The 19,074-nt window shown below is 73.0% G+C and carries 18 protein-coding genes; 13 read left to right on the forward strand and 5 right to left on the reverse strand.

Annotated features, from left to right (window positions below):
- Window positions 1–3 precede the first annotated feature (3 nt).
- Window positions 4–645, reverse strand: a complete 642-nt coding sequence (locus tag ACZ6ZI_RS14795; RefSeq protein WP_469520145.1) for an MFS transporter — start codon at window positions 643–645, stop codon at window positions 4–6.
- A gap of 113 nt (window positions 646–758) precedes the next feature.
- Between ACZ6ZI_RS14795 and ACZ6ZI_RS14800 the strand changes: the two genes are divergently transcribed.
- Window positions 759–1,832, forward strand: coding sequence for a glycoside hydrolase family 6 protein (locus ACZ6ZI_RS14800; RefSeq protein WP_469520147.1), 1,074 nt, complete (start codon window positions 759–761; stop codon window positions 1,830–1,832).
- Between the two features lie 93 nt (window positions 1,833–1,925).
- Here the strand turns inward: ACZ6ZI_RS14800 and ACZ6ZI_RS14805 are convergent, their stop codons facing one another.
- Together ACZ6ZI_RS14805 and ACZ6ZI_RS14810 are read right to left on the reverse strand one after the other, a co-directional pair.
- The gene (locus ACZ6ZI_RS14805; protein ID WP_363053339.1) at window positions 1,926–2,222 is read right to left on the reverse strand and encodes an MTH1187 family thiamine-binding protein; all 297 of its coding nucleotides are present in this window, start codon (window positions 2,220–2,222) and stop codon (window positions 1,926–1,928) included.
- The gene (locus ACZ6ZI_RS14810; protein WP_363053338.1) at window positions 2,219–2,563 is read right to left on the reverse strand and encodes a DUF3817 domain-containing protein; all 345 of its coding nucleotides are present in this window, start codon (window positions 2,561–2,563) and stop codon (window positions 2,219–2,221) included. Before ACZ6ZI_RS14810 ends, ACZ6ZI_RS14805 begins: the two co-directional genes overlap by 4 nt.
- Before the next feature lie 152 nt (window positions 2,564–2,715).
- On the opposite strand from ACZ6ZI_RS14810, the gene ACZ6ZI_RS14815 reads away from it, so the two are divergent.
- The 5 genes from ACZ6ZI_RS14815 (at window position 2,716) to ACZ6ZI_RS14835 (ending at window position 6,127) form a co-directional block, all read left to right on the forward strand.
- Window positions 2,716–3,354, forward strand: coding sequence for an AIM24 family protein (locus ACZ6ZI_RS14815; RefSeq protein WP_363053337.1), 639 nt, complete (start codon window positions 2,716–2,718; stop codon window positions 3,352–3,354).
- Complete coding sequence (locus ACZ6ZI_RS14820; protein ID WP_363053336.1) at window positions 3,354–4,004, forward strand: AIM24 family protein; 651 nt, start codon at window positions 3,354–3,356, stop codon at window positions 4,002–4,004. Before ACZ6ZI_RS14815 ends, ACZ6ZI_RS14820 begins: the two co-directional genes overlap by 1 nt.
- Before the next feature lie 11 nt (window positions 4,005–4,015).
- Window positions 4,016–4,819 (forward strand): AIM24 family protein, encoded by an 804-nt coding sequence (locus ACZ6ZI_RS14825; RefSeq protein WP_363053437.1) that lies wholly within the window; start codon window positions 4,016–4,018, stop codon window positions 4,817–4,819.
- A 73-nt stretch (window positions 4,820–4,892) separates the two neighbouring features.
- The gene (locus tag ACZ6ZI_RS14830) at window positions 4,893–5,369 is read left to right on the forward strand and encodes a MarR family winged helix-turn-helix transcriptional regulator (protein ID WP_363053335.1); all 477 of its coding nucleotides are present in this window, start codon (window positions 4,893–4,895) and stop codon (window positions 5,367–5,369) included.
- A gap of 167 nt (window positions 5,370–5,536) precedes the next feature.
- Complete coding sequence (locus tag ACZ6ZI_RS14835) at window positions 5,537–6,127, forward strand: PepSY domain-containing protein (RefSeq protein ID WP_469520154.1); 591 nt, start codon at window positions 5,537–5,539, stop codon at window positions 6,125–6,127.
- A gap of 189 nt (window positions 6,128–6,316) precedes the next feature.
- Here the strand turns inward: ACZ6ZI_RS14835 and meaB are convergent, their stop codons facing one another.
- Window positions 6,317–7,279 (reverse strand): methylmalonyl Co-A mutase-associated GTPase MeaB, encoded by a 963-nt coding sequence (gene meaB, locus ACZ6ZI_RS14840; RefSeq protein ID WP_363053333.1) that lies wholly within the window; start codon window positions 7,277–7,279, stop codon window positions 6,317–6,319.
- A gap of 8 nt (window positions 7,280–7,287) precedes the next feature.
- Window positions 7,288–8,490, reverse strand: coding sequence for an acetyl-CoA C-acetyltransferase (locus ACZ6ZI_RS14845; RefSeq protein ID WP_363053332.1), 1,203 nt, complete (start codon window positions 8,488–8,490; stop codon window positions 7,288–7,290).
- A 135-nt stretch (window positions 8,491–8,625) separates the two neighbouring features.
- Between ACZ6ZI_RS14845 and mce the strand changes: the two genes are divergently transcribed.
- The 7 genes from mce (at window position 8,626) to ACZ6ZI_RS14880 (ending at window position 19,065) form a co-directional block, all read left to right on the forward strand.
- Window positions 8,626–9,054 (forward strand): methylmalonyl-CoA epimerase, encoded by a 429-nt coding sequence (gene mce, locus ACZ6ZI_RS14850; RefSeq protein ID WP_469520157.1) that lies wholly within the window; start codon window positions 8,626–8,628, stop codon window positions 9,052–9,054.
- A gap of 181 nt (window positions 9,055–9,235) precedes the next feature.
- The gene (gene scy, locus ACZ6ZI_RS14855; RefSeq protein ID WP_469520162.1) at window positions 9,236–13,825 is read left to right on the forward strand and encodes a polarized growth protein Scy; all 4,590 of its coding nucleotides are present in this window, start codon (window positions 9,236–9,238) and stop codon (window positions 13,823–13,825) included.
- 194 nt (window positions 13,826–14,019) lie between these two features.
- Complete coding sequence (locus ACZ6ZI_RS14860; RefSeq protein WP_363053330.1) at window positions 14,020–14,958, forward strand: coiled-coil domain-containing protein; 939 nt, start codon at window positions 14,020–14,022, stop codon at window positions 14,956–14,958.
- A 106-nt stretch (window positions 14,959–15,064) separates the two neighbouring features.
- Window positions 15,065–16,081, forward strand: coding sequence for an ABC transporter ATP-binding protein (locus ACZ6ZI_RS14865; RefSeq protein WP_469520166.1), 1,017 nt, complete (start codon window positions 15,065–15,067; stop codon window positions 16,079–16,081).
- A gap of 2 nt (window positions 16,082–16,083) precedes the next feature.
- The gene (locus ACZ6ZI_RS14870) at window positions 16,084–16,863 is read left to right on the forward strand and encodes an ABC transporter permease (protein WP_469520588.1); all 780 of its coding nucleotides are present in this window, start codon (window positions 16,084–16,086) and stop codon (window positions 16,861–16,863) included.
- 190 nt (window positions 16,864–17,053) lie between these two features.
- Window positions 17,054–18,244 carry an ABC transporter ATP-binding protein gene (locus ACZ6ZI_RS14875; protein WP_469520169.1) on the forward strand — a complete coding sequence of 397 codons (1,191 nt, stop codon included), beginning with the start codon at window positions 17,054–17,056 and terminating at the stop codon, window positions 18,242–18,244.
- Window positions 18,241–19,065, forward strand: coding sequence for an ABC transporter permease (locus ACZ6ZI_RS14880; RefSeq protein WP_469520172.1), 825 nt, complete (start codon window positions 18,241–18,243; stop codon window positions 19,063–19,065). Before ACZ6ZI_RS14875 ends, ACZ6ZI_RS14880 begins: the two co-directional genes overlap by 4 nt.
- The last annotated feature ends 9 nt before the right edge of the window (window positions 19,066–19,074 follow it).

A 19,074-nucleotide genomic window follows, 5' to 3' on the forward strand; every position in this document is an offset into this window, starting at 1 on the left:
CGGTCATTTGGCGACCACCCCTGTCTCATCCTTCGACCCCCTCCTTCGCCCCCGCCCCTCGCCCCCGACGGCCCGGGGCTCCGTGGCCCGCACCTCGGCGAGCAACAGCGGGACGACGCCCGCCCCGACGGCCCCGGCGCCGGCGACGACGACGTGGACGGGCAGGAACTCGGCCGCGAACCCGGCGAGGACCATGCCGAGGCCCTGCGCGGTCATCATGCCGGTGGTCAGCAGCGTCATGGCGCGGCCCCGCAGCTCCTCGGGGACGGCGTCGACGTACATCCGGTCGAGGCCGAGGGTGTAGGCGTGGGCCAGCCCGACGAGCAGCAGCGCGGCGAGGACGGCGCCCGCGCCGGGGCGGACGAGGTAGACGAGGAGCGGCAGCGGGGCGGCGCGGGCGAGCGGGGCCACGATCCGTGAACGCGTTCGGGCGGTGAGGGCGGAGCCCGCCCAGAGTTCCCCCGCGACGGTGCCGACCGGGAGCGCGCACATGAGCACCCCGAGCGTGACGGTCCCGGCCCCGATGCCGGCGGCGTACGGGGCGAGCAGGGCCTCGGGCACGATCACGAAGACGGGCGGGAGCCAACACAACAGGGTCAGGGCACGCAGCCGCCGATCTCCGAGGACGACGCGCGCCCCCGACACCTGAGCCTCGGGCGGGGGGGGGTGCGGGGCGGTGTCGCACAGGAGGTTGACTGTCCGTTATGTCACGATATGGCGGTTCCGAACACGCCTCGTACACCGCCCCGAGGAGCCGGATGCCACCCGCCGCACACCGCCGACCCCGCCGCCCCGCCACCGCACTCGGGCTCGTCCTGCTCCTCGCCGGCTCCGGCGCCTGCGCCTCGGACGCCGACCCCGCCCCCGGGCCGCGGCCCGGGGCGCCCGCCTCCCCCGCCGCCGGCCCGGACGCCGCGGCCCCGCCCTTCTGGGTGGACCCGAACAGCCCCGCCGCCCGCCAGGTCGCCGCCTGGGAGGCGCAGGGCCGCAACGGCGACGCCCAGTTGCTGCGCCGGATCTCCGAGCGGCCGGGGGCCCTGTGGGCGCCGGGCGGTGACCCCCGCCCCGCGGTCCGCCGGGCCGCCTCGGCCGCCCGGGCCGCGGGCCGCACCCTGGTCGTGGCGGCGTACAACATCCCGCACCGGGCCGCCCCGCGCCCCTCCTGCGCGGACCGGCCGACCGGCGGGGCCCGGGACGCGGGCGCCTACCGGGCCTGGATCGGCTCCCTCGCCGACGCCCTCGCCGGCGCCCGGGCCCTGGTGGTCCTGGAGCCGGGGGCGGTGGCGCACCTGGTCGACGGCTGTGCCGGGCCCGGCCCGCGCGAGGAGCGGTACCGGCTGCTCGCGGAGGCGGTGGAGCGGCTCAAGCGCGACCCCGGCACCCGGGTCTACCTGGACGCCGGGCACCCCGACTGGATCCGGGACCCGGACGACCTCGTCGAACCCCTGCGCCGCTCGGGCCTGGAGCGTGCCGACGGATTCGCCCTCAACGTGGCCGGGTTCCGCCCCGACACGGAGGTCCGGGAGTACGGCGCCCGGCTTTCGCGGGCCCTCGGCGGCCGGCACTTCGTCGTGGACACCGGTCGCAACGGCGCGGGCCCGCCCTCCGAGTCCGCCGGGGCCCCCGACGCGACCGCCGACCGGTCCTGGTGCAACCCTCCGGGCCGGGCCCTCGGCACACCGCCCACCGACCGTACGGGCGACCCGCTCGTGGACGCGTACCTGTGGGTCAAGCCGCCGGGCGCCTCCGACGGCACCTGCCGCGGCGGGCCGGAGGCCGGCGTCTGGTGGCCGGACCACGCGCTGGGCCTGGCCCGCCGCGCCCGGGAGTGAGACCGGCGGCGCGCCCGGAGGGGGAACGCGTACGCCCCCGGCCTGGAAGGGACCGGGGGCGTACGGGCGTCGGCTTCGGACGGCGCCGGGCGGTCAGCCCCGCGCGAGGTGGCGCTCGACGGTCTCGACCTTCGAGGTGATCCCGTCGGTGACACCCGGCCGGACGTCGGCCTTGAGGATGAAGGAGACCCGGGGCGCCCGCGCCTCGACGGCCGCCACCGCGCGCCGTACGACGTCCATCACCTCGTCCCACTCGCCCTCGACGGTGGTGAACATGGCGTCGGTGCGGTTGGGCAGTCCCGACTCGCGCACGACGCGCACGGCCTCGGCCACGTACTCGCCGACCTCCTCGCCGACCCCCAGCGGGGTGACGGAGAACGCGACGATCACGCGTCGGCCGCCTGACGGGCGCGCGCGGCGATGACGCTGTCGGTCTCGTCGCGCTTGAGCAGCCTGTCGCCGTAGAGGCCGCCGAAGGGCAGCAGCGCGAGGACGAAGAACAGGGCGACCTTCTTCAGCGGCCACTTCGCCTTGTTCCAGACGTCGAGCAGGAAGAGGGCGTAGACGACGAAGAGGATCCCGTGCAGGACGCCGAGCGGCATCATCAGGTAGTCGATGTCCGACACCCGGCTGAGCAGCGAGCCGAAGATCAGCAGGGCCGGGAACGACAGCGCCTCCGGTACGGAGATGAGGCGCAGCCGGTGCAGGGCGGAAGCGGTCTTGATGTCCACGTGGAACCTTCGCGGGTGGGAGGCCGGGGGTCCTCCCCAGTGTCTCAGCCGCCCGTGGAGATCTTGCTCCGGGCCCCCGAAGGGGACGGAGTGTGGCATATCTCGGCCACGGGGCCCTGTTCGCTCCCGCCCGCTGCGGATACCGTCATCCCGTGGCTCAGTTCCGACTCCAAGGCAGCAAGGTGCTCGCCGTCGACCTGACCGGTGACGCCGTGAAAGCGAAGAACGGCGCCATGGTCGCGTACGACGGCCAGATGGCCTTCAAGAAGATGACCGGCGGCGGTGAGGGCCTCCGCGGGATGGTGACCCGCCGTCTGACCGGCGAGCAGATGACGGTGATGGAGGTACAGGGGCACGGCACCTGTTACTTCGCGGACCGCGCGAGTGAGATCAATCTGGTCAATCTGCGCGGCGAGAAGTTGTACGTGGAGTCCAGCAACCTGCTGTGCGCCGACGCCGGCCTGCGCACCGGCACGACCTTCACCGGGCTGCGCGGCGCCACCTCCGGCAACGGCCTGTTCACGACGACCGTGGAGGGCTCGGGCCAGGCCGCGATCATGTCCGACGGCCCGGCGGTGGTGCTCCGCGTCAGCGCGCAGTACCCGCTCTCGGTCGACCCCGGCGCGTACGTCGCGCACACCGGCGACCTCCGACAGTCCTTCCAGTCCGGGGTCAACTTCCGCACCCTGATCGGCGAGGGCTCGGGCGAGGCCTTCCAGATCCGCTTCGAGGGCGAGGGCCTGGTCTACGTGCAGCCCAGCGAGCGCAACACGGTCGGGGGCGACGTCTGATGCCGTTCCGCGAGATCAACTCGAAGATGGTCGAGGCCCGGGTGGCCCCCGGCCAGAAGATGTACAGCCAGCGCGGCGCGATGCTCGCCTACCGCGGCGACGTCTCCTTCACCCCCAGCATCACGGGCGGTCAGGGCGGCGTGATGGGGATGATCGGGCGCCGGGTGGCGAACGAGCAGACCCCGCTGATGTCGGTCGAGGGCAACGGCACCGTGCTGTTCGGCCACGGCGGCCACCACATCCAGGTGATCAACCTCACCGGCGAGACCCTCTACGTGGAGGCCGACCGGCTGCTGGCCTTCGACGGCGCCCTCCAGCAGGGCACGATGTTCATGGGCTCGCAGGGCGGGGTCATGGGCATGGTGCGCGGCCAGGTGACCGGCCAGGGCCTGTTCACCACGACGCTCAAGGGCCACGGCGCGGTCGCGGTGATGGCCCACGGCGGGGTGATCGAACTGCCCATCACGCCGAACCGGCCCGTCCACGTCGATCCGCAGGCCTACGTCGCCCACCACGGCGAGGTCCGCAACAAGCTGTCCGCGGCGCTGGGCTGGCGGGACATGGTCGGGCGCGGCTCGGGCGAGGCGTTCCAGCTGGAGCTGTCGGGGCAGGGCGCGGTGTTCGTACAGGCCTCGGAGGAGAAGCTGTGAATTTCGGTCCCGTGACGGGCGGCCCCGGCGGCCCGACGGTCTTCGACCCGTACACCCTGCCCTCCGACGACAACGTCAACGCCTACACCTTCTGCGTGGAGCTCAAGGGGAGCCAGTGGCTTCTCCAGAAGGGCAAGATGATCTCGTACTACGGGAACATCGAGTTCAACGGCGTCGGCAACGGCCGCTTCGAGCGGCTGCTGCGCACGAGCTTCCACTCTCCGTTGCACGCGAGCGACTGGGTCGTGGCCGAGGGCTCCGGCAAGATGCTCCTCGCCGACCGGGCCTTCGACGTGAACTCCTACGACCTGGACGAGGGCAACCTGACGATCCGGTCGGGGAACCTGCTGGCGTACCAGCCGTCGCTGGCGCTGAAGCAGTCGATCGTCCCGGGCTTCCTGACCTTGATCGGAACCGGGAAGTTCGTGGCGGCGTCCAACGGTCCGGTGGTGTTCATGGAGCCGCCGCTGCGCGTGGACCCCCAGGCGCTGGTGGGCTGGGCGGACTGCCCCTCTCCGTGTCACCACTACGACCACGGGTACATGTCGGGCGTGATGGGCGGGCTGCGCGCGCTCACCGGCATCGGTGGCGCCTCGGGCGAGGAGCACCAGTTCGAGTTCGTCGGCGCGGGGACGGTGCTGTTGCAGTCGTCCGAGCTGCTGATGGCGGAGCAGGCGATCGGCGCGGTGGGCGCGAACGCGGCCACGGGCAACGCCCAGGGCGTCCCGGGGGCGGGCCAGGGCCCGCTGGGGCAGATGGGCGTGCCGCGGATGCCGGGGCAGCTCGGCGACATCCAGCGGCGCCTCGGGCTGTGACGGCCGACGGGCGTCCGTTCGGCAGATCTTCCGATTTTTGTACGTAATTCAACTTCTTAGGTAGAGTTCATTCATGGAGACCGAGACGGCCACCCGCTGGCTTACCGATGCCGAACAGTGCGCCTGGCGCACCCACCTGGACGTCAGCAGACTGTTGATGCACCAGCTGGAAAAGGATCTCCAGCCCTTCGGACTCACCAACAACGACTACGAGATCCTCGTGAACCTCTCGGAGTCGGAAGGCCTGCGGATGCGCATGAGCGACCTCGCGACCGCGACCCTGCAGTCCAAGAGCCGGCTGTCCCACCAGATCACCCGCATGGAGACCGCGGGACTGGTGCGCCGGGTCAACTGCGAGTCCGACCGCCGGGGCCTGTACGCGGTGCTCACGGACGAGGGCATGGAGACGATGCGCAAGGTCGCGCCGCACCACGTGGCGTCCGTGCGCGACCACTTCATCGACCTGCTGCCCCCGGAGGCGCTGGCGGCCCTGCACGCCTCCCTGAAGCCCGTCGCGGAGCACCTGCGGGAGAACCGCGGCAAGATCTGATCCGCGCGGTCCGCGCGGGGCTCCGCGGCCCCGGCGGAGGGCCGATCCGGGGTCCCGCCGCGCCGCGGCGGGCCTCCGGCCGGAAAATGGTGAGCGGTATCGCTCACCGCCGGTCGGCCGCCGGACGTCGCAGGCGCTCGGGCCACCGGCCCGAGGAGGTCCAGCCCATGAAGCGCAACCTGTACGTCTGCGCGGCCGCGTCCGTCGCCCTGGTGGCGACCGGCCCGGCGGTCGCCGCGGCGGCCGGCGCCGAGGCGGCGCGAGCCCCGTCGGCCGCGACCGCGGCGGCCTTCGCGGTCCCGACCGCCGTGGACGCCCAGGGGGCCGTCCAGGCCGCCCTGAAGTCCTTCCCCGGCAAGGTCGAGTCCCTCGACAAGGACGGGACGACCTGGCACGTCGACGTGATCAGCGCCGACGGGAAATCGCACGCCGAGGTCGAGCTCGACGCGAACGGCGGCGTCGTACGGCGCGAGGTCGACACCGGTGAGAACCCGAACGACTCCAAGCGGCTCAAGGAGGCCGCGACCGACGCCGCGGCGGCGATGAAGGCCGCCCTGGCCGCCCACAAGGGCGAGGTCGTGTCCGTCGACTTCGACGAGGACGACAACGGCGGCGGCTCGCACTGGAACGTCGAGGTCAAGGGCTCCGACGGCAAGACCTGGAACGTCGACGTCGACGCGAAGACCGGCAAGGTCACCGCGTCCGACGCGGACGACGACTCCGACGACGACTCCGATCAGGACGACGACGGGAACTGAGCCGCCCGCGCGACGCCCCGCGACCCGCACGACGCCGCGCCGACGACCGGACGCCGCACGGCGGAGCGGACGCCCACGCACGGCACCGCCGGGCGCCCGACGCACGGCACCGCCGGGCGCCCGACGCACGGCGGGGCGGGAGCGTGCCCGCACGCTCCCGCCCCGCACGTCCGGCACCCCGCCGCGGGCTCAGCCCTCCGTCAGGCTCTCCAGCAGCGCGTCGGCCGCCGCGTACGGGTCCAGCTCGCCCTGCGCCACCCGCGCGGCCAGCGCGTCGAGGTGCGCGTCGCCGCGCAGGTCCGCCAGGCGACCGCGCAGCGTGGTGATCGCGATGGTCTCGACCTCCCGCGCCGCACGGGCCGTGCGCCGCTGCTCCAGCACCCCCCGCTCGTCCATCCACGCCCGGTGCTTCTCCAGCGACTCGACGAGCTCGTCGATGCCCTGGCCGCGCGCCGCCACCGTCTTCACGATCGGCGGCCGCCAGTCGCCGGGGCCCCGGGACTCGCCGAGCCCCAGCATGTGGTTCAGCTCCCGGGCGGTCGCGTCGGCGCCGTCCCGGTCGGCCTTGTTCACCACGTACACGTCGCCGATCTCCAGGATCCCGGCCTTCGCCGCCTGGATCCCGTCGCCCATGCCCGGCGCCAGCAGCACCACCGAGGTGTCGGCCTGCGAGGCGATCTCCACCTCGGACTGCCCGACGCCGACCGTCTCGACCAGGATCACGTCGCAGCCGGCCGCGTCCAGCACCCGGATCGCCTGCGGCGCGGCCCACGCGAGCCCGCCCAGGTGGCCGCGGGTGGCCATGGAGCGGATGTAGACCCCCGGGTCGGAGGCGTGGTCCGACATGCGGACCCGGTCGCCGAGCAGGGCCCCGCCGGAGAAGGGCGAGGACGGGTCCACCGCGAGCACGCCGACCCGCTTGCCGGCGGCCCGGTACGCGGACACCAGCGCCGAGGTCGAGGTCGACTTGCCGACCCCGGGCGAACCCGTCAGGCCGACCACGTACGCGCGGCCGGTGAGGGGGGCCAGGGCGGCCATGACCTCGCGCAGGTGCGGGGACGCCCCCTCGACCAGTGAGATCAGCCGGGCCACCGCACGCGGCCGGCCCTCGCGGGCCTGGGCCACCAGCGTGGGGACGTCCACCGTCGTCATACGGGCACCTACGCCTTCGGGACGCGGATGACGAGGGCGTCGCCCTGGCCGCCGCCGCCGCACAGCGCGGCCGCGCCGACCCCGCCGCCCCGACGCTTCAGCTCCAGCGCCAGGTGCAGCACGACACGCGCTCCCGACATGCCGATGGGGTGGCCCAGGGCGATCGCGCCACCGTTGACGTTCACCTTTTCCGGGGTCACGCCGAGGTCCTTCATTGACTGCACGGCGACCGCCGCGAAGGCCTCGTTGATCTCGATGAGGTCCAGGTCGGAGACCTCCAGCCCCTCCTTCTTCAGCGCGTGCAGGATCGCGTTGGACGGCTGCGACTGGAGCGAGTTGTCCGGGCCGGCCACGTTGCCGTGGGCGCCGATCTCGGCGATCCACTCCAGGCCCAGCTCCTCCGCCTTGGCCTTGCTCATCACGACCACCGCGGCCGCACCGTCGGAGATCTGCGAGGAGGTGCCGGCGGTGATCGTGCCGTCCTTGGCGAAGGCCGGGCGCAGCTTGCCGAGGGACTCCGCGGTCGTCTCGGGGCGGATGCCCTCGTCGGCGGAGAACAGCACCGGGTCGCCCTTGCGCTGCGGGATCTCGACCGGGGTGATCTCGGCCTCGAAGACGCCGTTCTTCTGCGCCGCGGCGGCGCGCTGGTGGGACGCGGCGGCGAACTCGTCCTGCGGGGCGCGCTCGATGCCCAGGCGGGTGTTGTGCTTCTCGGTGGACTCGCCCATCGCGATGTTCTCGAAGGCGTCGGTGAGGCCGTCGTGGGCCATCGCGTCGAGCATCCCGATCGCGCCGTACTTGAAGCCCTCGCGGGACTTCGGCAGCAGGTGCGGGGCGTTGGTCATCGACTCCTGGCCGCCCGCGACCACGACGTCGAACTCCCCGGCGCGGATGAGCTGGTCGGCCAGCGCGATCGCGTCGAGGCCCGACAGGCACACCTTGTTGATGGTGAGGGCGGGCACGTTCATGGGGATGCCGGCCTTGACGGCGGCCTGGCGGGCGGGGATCTGACCCGCGCCGGCCTGGAGCACCTGGCCCATGATCACGTACTGGACCTGGTCGCCGGAGATCCCGGCCCGGTCCAGCGCGGACTTGATCGCGAAGCCGCCGAGGTCGGCGCCCGAGAAGGACTTCAGCGAGCCGAGCAGCCGCCCCATGGGCGTGCGGGCCCCGGCGACGATCACTGAAGTGGTGTTGTTCGTTCCGGACATGAGGCACAGCCCCTTGGATGAGGAGTGAACGAGGGTTTACCCGAATGTACTGAGCGGTACCCGCGCAGTCACCGGGCAGTCGGTGTGATCGCTGGCACGTTGCGTGACCACCCTCCTCGGCGGTGCACTGGTCCCATGCTGACAAGAATCGACCACATCGGGATCGCCTGCTTCGACCTGGACAAGACCGTCGAGTTCTACCGTGCCACGTACGGATTCGAGGTGTTCCACACCGAGGTCAACGAGGAGCAGGGCGTCCGCGAGGCCATGCTCAAGATCAACGGGACCTCGGACGGCGGGGCCTCCTACCTCCAGCTCCTGGAGCCCACCCGCGAGGACTCCGCGGTGGGCAAATGGTTGGCCAAGAACGGCGAGGGCGTCCACCACATCGCCTTCGGCACCGCCGACGTCGACGGCGACGCGGAGGCCATCCGCGGCAAGGGCGTACGGGTCCTCTACGACGAGCCCCGGATCGGTTCCATGGGCTCCCGGATCACCTTCCTCCACCCCAAGGACTGCCACGGCGTCCTGACCGAACTGGTCACCTCCAACCCCGATCACTGATGCCCCCATTCCCCGGCCGGTAGAGTGAGGGTGGCTCGGCCGGGGTTCGGTGCGGAGACGGGGTCGGGGCCTGTGACCCCTGCCCCGGTATCTGACACCATTCCCCGGGGGCGTCGTTCAGCGGGCGAGCGATGCTCATTTGGGAGTGAGCTTGCGACCAGGGGACGGATGGGACCGCGCTGTGCGGGGCTACGAAAGCCAGGAGAGCCATCAGGCCGAGGCCGACCATCTCTCGCGCTTCGAGGCCGAGATGGAGCGGCTGAAGAAGGAGCGCGGGAAGGCCGTCCAACACGCCGAGGACCTGGGCTACCAGGTCGAGGTGTTGCGCGCCAAGCTCCATGAGGTGCGCCGGGCCCTCGCGTCCCGTCCCGCCTACGACGGCGCGGACATGGGCTACCAGGCGGAGCAGCTGCTCCGCAACGCCCAGATCCAGGCCGACCAGATGCGCTCGGACGCCGAGCGCGAGCTGCGCGACGCCCGGGCGCAGACGCAGCGGATCCTCCAGGAGCACGCCGAGCACCAGGCGCGCCTCCAGGCCGAACTGCACACCGAGGCCGTCAACCGGCGCCAGCGCCTGGACCAGGAGCTCAACGAGCGCCGCCAGACCGTCGAGGCGCACGTCAACGAGAACGTCGCCTGGGCCGAGCAACTGCGCGCCCGGACCGAGTCCCAGGCCCGTCGGCTCATGGACGAGTCCCGTGCCGAGGCCGAGCAGGCGTTGAACGCCGCCCGCGCCGAGGCCGCCCGGACCGCCGAGGAGGCCCGCCGCCGGCTCTCCGCCGACGCGGAGGCCGCCCGCAGCGAGGCCGAGACCACGCTGCTGCGCGCCCGCAAGGAGGCCGAGCGGCTGCTGGCCGCCGCCTCCTCCCAGGCCCAGGAGGCCACGGAGCACGCGGAGCGGCTGCGCACCACCGCCGGCGCCGAGGCCGAGCAGAGCCGGCAGCAGACCATGGACCTCGGCCGGGTGGCCGAGTCCCGGGTGCAGGAGGCGGACAGCGCCCTGCGCACCGCCCGCGCCGAGGCCGAGACCCTCCTCGCGGAGGCCAAGGAGAGCGCGGCGCGCCAACTCGCCTCCGCCGAGTCCGTCAACGAACAGCGCACCCGCACCGCGAAGGAGCAGGTCGCCCGGCTCGTCGGCGAGGCCACCAAGGAGGCCGAGGCCCTCAAGGCCGAGGCCGAGCAGGCCATGGCCGACGCCCGCGCCGAGGCCGAGCGGCTGCGCACCGACGCCGGCGAGAAGGCCCGTACGGCCGCCGCCGAGGAGATGGCCGGGCAGCTGGCGAAGGCCGCCCGCACCGCCGAGGACGTGCTGAACAAGGCCTCGGAGGACGCCAGGGCCACCACCCGCGCCGCGTCCGAGGAGGCCGAACGGATCCGCCGCGAGGCGGAGGCCGAGTCCGAGCGGCTGCGCGCCCAGGCGGCGGCCACCGCCGACGAGCTCAAGGGCGCGGCGAAGGACGACACCGAGGAGTACCGGGCCCGTACGGTCGAACTCCAGGAGGAGGCCCGCCGGCTGCGCGGCGAGGCCGAGCAGCTGCGCGCGGAGGCCGTCGCCGAGGGCGAGCGGATCCGCGGAGAGGCACGTCGCGAGGCGGTCCAGCAGATCGAGGAGGCGGCCCGTACCGCCGAGGAGCTCCTCGGCAAGGCCAAGTCGGACGCCGACGAGCTGCGCGCCGGCGCCGGCGCCGAGAGCGAGCGGGTCCGCGCCGAGGCCGTCGAGCGGGCCACGACCCTGCGCAAGCAGGCCGAGGAGACCCTGGAGCGCACCCGCGCCGAGGCCGAGCGGCTGCGCGCCGAGGCCGAGGAGCGGGCCGAGGCCCTGACCGCGGAGACGGACGCCGCGGTCCGCGCCCGGCGCGAGGAGACCGAGCAGGCCCTGGCCGCCAAGCGGGCGGAGGCCGACACCGAGCTGGTGCGCCTGCACGGCGAGGCCGAGGACCGGCTGGCGTCGGCGGAGCAGACGCTGCGCGAGGCCCGCTCGGCGGCGGAGAACATCCGCAGGGAGACCACCGAGGAGAACGACCGGCTGCGCGCCGAGTCGGCGGAACGGATCCGCACGCTCCAGGGCCAGTCGGAGGCGGAGGCCGGCCGGCTGCGCGAGGAGGCCGCGCAGGACGCGGGCCGGGTCCGCGCGGAGGCCGAGCAGGTCTCCGTACGCCTGCGCGCCGAGGCCGAGGCCGAGTCGGAGCGCGTGCGCGCCGAGGCGCAGGAGACCGCGGACCGGCTGCGCGCGGAGGCGAAGACCGCCGCCGAGCGGGTCGCGCAGGAGGCCGCGGAGGCGCTGGCCGCCGCCCAGGAGGAGGCCGCGCGGCGGCGCCGCGAGGCCGAGGAGACCCTGTCGGCGGCCCGGACGGACGCCGGCAACGAGCGGGCGCAGGCCCGCGAGCAGAACGAGGAACTGCTGGCGCAGGCCCGCAAGCGCTCGGAGGAGGCGCAGGCCGAGGCGGCCCGTCTCACCGAGGAGGCGGAGCGTCGCGCGGCCGAGCTGGTCGCGGCGGCGGAGGCCACCGCCCAGCAGGTGCGCGACTCCGTGGCGGGGCTGCACGAGCAGGCCGAGGAGGAGATCTCCGGGCTGCGCAGTGCCGCCGAGCACGCGGCGGACCGTACGCGCACCGAGGCCGAGGAGGAGGCGGACCGGGTCCGCGCCGACGCCCACGCGGAGCGCGAGCGCGCCGCCGAGGACGCCGGCCGGGTCCGTGAGGAGGCCCGCGTCGAGACGGACGCGGCGAAGGAGCTGGCCGCGCGGACGGTCGGCGACGCGATCGCCGAGGCCGAGCAGCTGCGGGCCGACACGGCCGAGTACGCGCAGCGGGTGCGTACGGAGGCCACGGACGCCCTGGCGGCGTCGGAGCGGGACGCGGCGCGCACCCGGGCGGACGCCCGCGACGACGCGAACCGGATCCGCGGCGAGGCGGCGGAGTCCCTGGAGACCTCGCGCGCCGAGGGCGTGCGGATCGTGGCCGAGGCCACGGCGGAGGCCGAGCGCCTCACCGAGGAGACCCTGGCCGCGAACTCCGTCACCGTCGGCGAGGCCGCGGCGGAGGCGGAACGGCTCACGGCCGAGGCCGTCGAGGCGGCGGACGCCACCCGCGCCGAGGCCGCGGGCACGCTGGACGAGGCCCGGGCCGAGGGCAACCGGCTGCGCAGCGAGGCCGCCGAGCAGGCGGACCGCCTCATCACCGAGGCGGCGTCCGAGGCGGAGCGCCTCACCGAGGAGACCCTCGCGGCGAACGCGCTCACGGTCGGCGAGGCCGCGGCGGAGGCCGAGCGGCTGACGACCGAGGCGGAGCGGGTCCTGGAGGACGCGCGGACGCGGGCCCAGGCGCTGAAGGCGCAGGCGGCCGAGACCCTGGCCGCCGCCGAGCGGGACTCGGCGAAGATCCTGGTGGAGTCCCGCGCGGAGGGCGACCGGCTCGTCGAGGAGACCCGCGCGGCCAACGAGCGCACGGTCGGCGAGGCCGCGGCCGAGGCCGAGCGGCTCGTCGCGGAGGCCGCGCGGACGCTGGAGGAGGCGCGCGCCGAGGGCGGCCGGATCATCGGCGAGGCCACGGCCGAGGCGGAGCGCGTCACGGTCGCGGCCCAGGAGACCCTGGCCGGGGCGGAGCGGGACGCCGAGCAGACGCTCGACGAGGCCCGCACGGAGGCCGGCCGGCAGCGCACCGAGGCCGCCGAGCAGGCGGACCGGCTCATCACCGAGGCGGCGTCCGAGGCGGACAAGCTCACCGAGCGGACCCGCAAGGACAACGAGCGCACGGTCGGCGAGGCCGCGACCGAGGCCGAGCGGCTGCGCGCCGACGCGGCGGAGGCGCTGGCCTCCGCCCAGGAGCACGCGGCCCGTACGCGCTCCGAGGCGGAGCGGGTCAAGTCCGAGGCGGCGACGGCGGCGGAGCGTACGCGCACGCAGGCCCGTACGGAGGCCGAGCGGGTGCTGGACGAGGCGCGCGAGGAGGCCAACAAGCGGCGCACCGAGGCGGCCGAGCAGGTGGACCGGCTCATCACCGAGGCCGCGTCGGAGGCCGACAAGCTGACCTCGGACGCGGGCCGTCAGGCGCTGGCCGCGACCACGGCCGCCGAGGAGCAGGCCGACGCGATGGTCGACGCGGCCCGCAAGGAGGCCGCGCGGATCACCTCGGAGGCCACCGTCGAGGGCAACTCCGTGGTGGAGAAGGCCCGTACGGACGCCGACGAGCTGCTGGTCGGGGCGCGTACGGACGCCGCCGCCATAAGGGAGCGCGCGGAGGAGCTGCGCGGCCGGGTGGAGTCCGAGGTCGAGGAGCTGCACGAGCGCGCCCGTCGCGAGTCCGCCGAGCAGATGAAGTCGGCCGGCGAGCGCGTGGACAAGCTGGTGCGCGCGGCGACCGAGCAGAGCGTCGAGGCCGAGGCGAAGGCCAAGGAGCTGGTTTCGGACGCGAGCAGCGAGGCGAGCAAGGTCCGCATCGCCGCGGTGCGCAAGGCCGAGGCGCTCCTGAAGGAGGCCGAGCAGAAGAAGGCGGAGCTGGCGCGCCAGGCCGAACGGGCCCTGTCGGAGGCGAAGGCGGAGGCGGAGCAGCTGGTCGACGAGGGGCGGCGCGAGTTGGAGGTCCTGGTGCGCAGGCGCGAGGACATTCAGGCCGAGATCTCCCGTGTCCAGGACGTTCTTGAGGCGTTGGAATCTTTCGAGGCACCTTCGGGTGGCGGAAAGTCAGCGATCGGCGGCCAGGGCGCGGGGGGCGTGAAGGCCGGCGCTACAGCGGGATCCACTCGTTCGGGCGGCAAGTCGTCGGAGGGCTAGTCAGAACGCATGGATGTGTGCTCCTGATGAAGGTTCAGGTGAACGGGTGACAAGCATTCCGTCGCCTTGCCACTCAAAAGGGGTGTCATTGTCCAGGGCAAACGCGGATTGACTCGATGACACGCCGTCCGGGCGCCTAGGATTCCCCCAACACCTCACGTAGCACCTCATCGGTCTCATTCGACAGGAACCCCATGAGCGACACTTCCTCCCCCTTCGGCTTCGAGCTCGTGCGGCGTGGTTACGACCGCGGTCAGGTGGACGACCGCATTACCAAGCTGGTCTCCGACCGCGACAGCGCACTGGGTCGTATCAATGCTCTGGAAAAGCGGATCGAGGAGCTACACCTCGAAACGCAGAACGCCCAGGCCCAGGTGAGCGACGCCGAGCCGTCGTACGCCGGGCTGGGCGCCCGGGTCGAGAAGATCCTGCGGCTGGCCGAGGAGGAGGCGAAGGACCTCCGTGAGGAGGCCCGTCGCGCGGCCGAGCAGCACCGCGAGCTGGCGGAGTCGGCCGCCCAGCAGGTGCGCAACGACGCCGAGTCGTTCGCGGCGGACCGCAAGTCGAAGGCGGAGGACGAGGGCGTCCGCATCGTCGAGAAGGCCAAGGGCGACGCCTCCACCCTGCGTGCGGAGGCGCAGAAGGACGCGGCGTCCAAGCGCGAGGAGGCCGACGCCCTCTTCGAGGAGACCCGCGCCAAGGCCGCCCAGGCCGCCGCGGACTTCGAGACCAACCTGGCCAAGCGTCGCGAGCAGTCGGAGCGCGACCTGGCCTCGCGTCAGCAGAAGGCCGAGAAGCGCCTGGCGGAGATCGAGCACCGCGCCGAGCAGCTGCGCCTGGAGGCCGAGAAGCTGCGTACGGACGCCGAGCGTCGGGCCCGTCAGACGGTGGAGACCGCGCAGCGTCAGGCCGAGGACATCGTCGCCGACGCCAACGCCAAGGCGGACCGCATCCGGAGCGAGTCCGAGCGCGAGCTGGCGGCGCTCACCAACCGCCGCGACTCCATCAACGCGCAGCTGACGAACGTCCGCGAGATGCTGGCGACGCTGACCGGCGCGGCCGTGGCCGCCGCCGGTTCCCCGATCGACGACGAGCCGGTCACCCGTGGTGTCCCGGCGCAGCAGAGCCGCTAGTACCGCAGCGGTACCCGGCGCGTGTCCGGCGCGCATCCGGAGTCGAGGGCCGTACGTCACCCGTTCGAGGTGGCGTACGGCCCTTCGTCGTTCTAGGTTTGGCCGCATGATCGAGCTTGAGGGCCTCACGAAACGATTCGGCACGAAAACCGCCGTGGACCACCTCAGCTTCCAGGTCAGGCCGGGGGTGGTGACGGGCTTCCTCGGCCCCAACGGAGCGGGCAAGTCCACCACCATGCGCATGATGCTCGACCTCGACAACCCGACCAGCGGCACGGTCCGGATCGACGGCAAGCACTACCGGGACCTGCCGGAACCGCTGAAGTACATCGGCGCGCTGCTGGACGCCAAAGCCATGAACGGCGGGCGCAGCGCCTACAACAACCTGCTGTGCCTGGCCCAGTCGAACCGCATTCCGGAGCGCCGGGTCGCGGAGGTGCTGGAGTTGGTCGGACTCACGTCCGTGGCGAAGAGGAAGTCGAAAGGATTTTCGCTCGGAATGGGCCAGCGGCTGGGAATCGCCGCCGCCCTGCTCGGCGATCCGGAGATCTTGATGTTCGACGAACCCGTCAATGGTCTGGACCCGGAAGGAATTCTCTGGATCCGCAATCTCATGAAGGGCCTGGCGGCGGAGGGGAGAACGATCTTCGTCTCCTCTCACCTCATGAGCGAAATGGCACTGACCGCAGACCATTTGGTGGTGATCGGCCAAGGAAAGCTCCTGGCCGACCTGCCGATGGCCGATTTCATCCAGCAGAACTCCCGTAGTTACGTACGGCTGCGCTCGCCGCAGCAGGAGCGGCTCAAGGACGTGCTGCACGAGGCCGGCATCGACGCGATCAGCGTGCCGGCCACCGGCGCGCTGGAGATCGACGGCGTCGCGGCCGAACAGCTCGGGGAGCTGGCCGCCCAGCACCGGATCGTGCTGCACGAGCTGAGCCCGCAGCGGGCCTCACTGGAGGAAGCGTTCATGCGCATGACGGCGGATTCCGTCGAGTACCACGCCCACACGCCGGGCGAGGTCGGCCCGCCGCCGGGAGGGGCCTTCGACAACCCGGCCCGGCCGGCCGACGTGCCCGCCTGGGGCGCCGGCTTCGACGCGACGCGCAAGGAAGGCAAGTGACCATGGCCGCCTTCCTCCCCGTCCTGCGGTCCGAGTGGACCAAGATCCGCACCGTGGCCTCCACCAGCTGGACGCTCGCCCTGGCCCTGGTCGTCACCGTCGGCCTCGGCACGCTGATCTGCACCGCCGCCGCCGCGGGCTTCGACGACATGAGCCGGATCGAGCAGGCCACCTTCGACCCCACCCTGATGAGCTTCGCCGGAATGCAGTTCGGTCAGCTGGCGATGATCGTCTTCGGCGTCCTGGTGGTCAGCACCGAGTACAGCACCGGCATGATCCGCACCTCGCTGGCCGCCGTGCCCGGCCGGGCGGGCTTCCTCTTCGGCAAGCTCACGGTCGCGACCGCGCTGGCGCTGGTCGTCGGCCTCGCGACGAGCTTCCTTTCCTTCTTCATGGGCCAGGCCGTCCTCGGCGACCACAGCATCGGCATCGGCGAGGAGAACGTCCTGCGCGCCGTGGTCGGCGCCGGCGTGTACATGGCGCTGCTCGCCCTGTTCTCCATGGGCGTCGCCGCCATGCTGCGCAGCTCGGTCGCCGCGATCAGCATCCTGATCCCGTTCTTCCTGATCATCACGAACGTCCTGAACATCATCGCGGCGACGCGCGAGTACGGCCAGTACCTGCCCTCCGCCGCCGGGTCGAAGATCATGCAGGTCGTGCCGAACGCCATGGGAAGCGAGGAGGCCCCCTACGGCCCCTGGGGCGGACTCGGGATCATGGCCCTGTGGGTGCTGGCCGCCGTCCTCGGCGGTTACCTCGTCCTGAAGAAGCGCGACGCCTGACCCGCCTCCCCGTCCCCCGGTACCTCGTCCGTCCCTCCCGAGGAGGACGTCCGACGTACTACGGGACATCCCCGGGTCGGATCTCAGGGAGACCTCAGGGATCCGGTCCGGGAGGGAACCATGCGCGACTCGATATCCTCTTAAGGCTTACGCGGACGAGAGCCGTCCGGGCCTGGCAAGGGGCAGCACGATGATCGAGGCAGTCGGCCTGACCAAGCGCTTCGGCGCGAAGACCGCCGTCGACGGGCTGTCGTTCCAGGTCAAGCCGGGTCACGTGACCGGCTTCCTGGGGCCCAACGGCTCCGGCAAGTCCACCACCATGCGCATGATCCTCGGCCTGGACCGGCCCACTTCCGGCCACGTCACGATCAACGGCCTGCCCTTCCGGGACCTGCCGAACGCCCAGCGGCACGTCGGCGCCCTGCTCGACGCCAAGGCCGTGCACGGCGGCCGGCGGGCCCGCACCCACCTGCTGTCCATCGCCCAGCTCTCCGGGATCCCCGAGCGGCGGGTGGACGAGGTCCTGCGCGTCGTCGGCCTCCAGGAGGTGGCCGGGCAGCGCACCAAGGGCTTCTCCCTCGGCATGGGCCAGCGCCTGGGCATCGCCGCCGCCCTGCTGGGCGACCCGCAGGTGCTGCTCTTCGACGAGCCGGTCAACGGCCTCGACCCCGAGGGCATCCTCTGGGTCCGCAACCTCATGCGGGGGCTCGCCGCCGAGGGCCGGACCGTGTTCGTCTCCTCCCACCTCATGAGCGAGATGGCCCTCACCGCCGATCACCTGATCGTGATCGGTCGCGGCCGACTGCTCGCCGAGATGAGCACCCAGGACTTCATCACCCACAACTCGGCCGGATTCGCGCGGGTGCGCGCCGCCGACGACCTCCCCGGCGGCCGGGCCGCGCTGGGCACCGCCCTGACGAAGGCGGGCGGGCGGGTGCTCCAGGAGCCCGACGGCGCCCTGCGGGTGACCGGGCTGGAGCTCCCCCGGATCAGCGACGTGGCCCACGGGGCCGGCGTACGACTGTGGGAGCTGTCCCCGCACCGGGCCTCGCTGGAGGAGGCGTACATGCGGATGACCCAGTCCTCCGTCGAGTACACCTCCACCGACGATCCCCGCGCCGAGCTGTGGGAGCCCGAGCCGATGGCGCTGCCGGAGTGGGAGGAGGAGCCGGCCGACGGGGTCTCGGGAGAGACGGCGGCGAGCTTCTTCGCTCCCCCGCCGCCCGGGACGACGGGCGCGCGGCCCTTCCTGATGCCGCAGACCCCCGGCGAGCTCGCTCCGGAAGGCCCCGCCGACGCGGACGCGAAGGCCCCCGCCCGCACCACCGCGAAGGCCGCCGGCGGAACCGGCGCCGAGCACGACGACGAGGACACCCGATGACCGGCACCACGCCCACCCCGGGGACCTACAGCTCGTCGCTGCCCACCCCTCGGCCGCACCTGGGCCACGCCGTGGCCTCGGAGTGGACGAAGATGATCTCCGTGCGCTCCACCCTGTGGACGCTCGGCTCCCTCGTGGCGCTCGTCGTCGGCATCGGCACCATCGCCGTGGTCCAGACCCGGACAATCGACTACACGGCCATGTCGTTCACCGGTCCGGCACTCTTCGGGTTGATGATCGGCCAGGTCGCGGTGATCGTGCTCGGGGTGCTGACGATCTCCTCGGAGTACGGCACCGGCCTGATCCGCACCACCTTCACCGCCGCCCCCGAGCGCCTGCGGGTGCTCACCGCGAAGTACCTGGTCTTCGGCGCCCTCGCGTTCTGCACCGTCCTCGCGTCGGTCGCCTTCGTCGGGTTCTCCGCCGCCCTCGTGCACAACGGCCCCCAGGCCGGGGCGCACGGCTGGAGCGAGTGGGTGGGCGCGGTGGCCGGTTCCTTCTACGTCACCCTGCTCGGCGTGCTCTCGCTGGCGGTCGGGGCCCTCGTACGGCATTCGGCCGGCGGGATCGCCGTGATGCTCGGCGTGGTCACCCTGCCGCCGGTGCTCGGCGGGATAGCGACCGCCTGGCCCGCCACCGAGGCGCTGGGGACGACGGTGCTGCGGTACAACGCCCCGGTGGCCCTGTTCCAGCTCTTCGGGATCCAGGACAGCGGCATCACCCCGATGCCCAGCGACTTCTCCCAGGTCCTGCTGCTCACGGCGGTCACGGCGGGCGCGGTCGCGGCCTCGTACGTCGTGGTGGGCCGCCGGGACGTCTGAGCGCGGGGG

It is taken from the genome of Streptomyces sp. NPDC103540 (assembly GCF_055584445.1).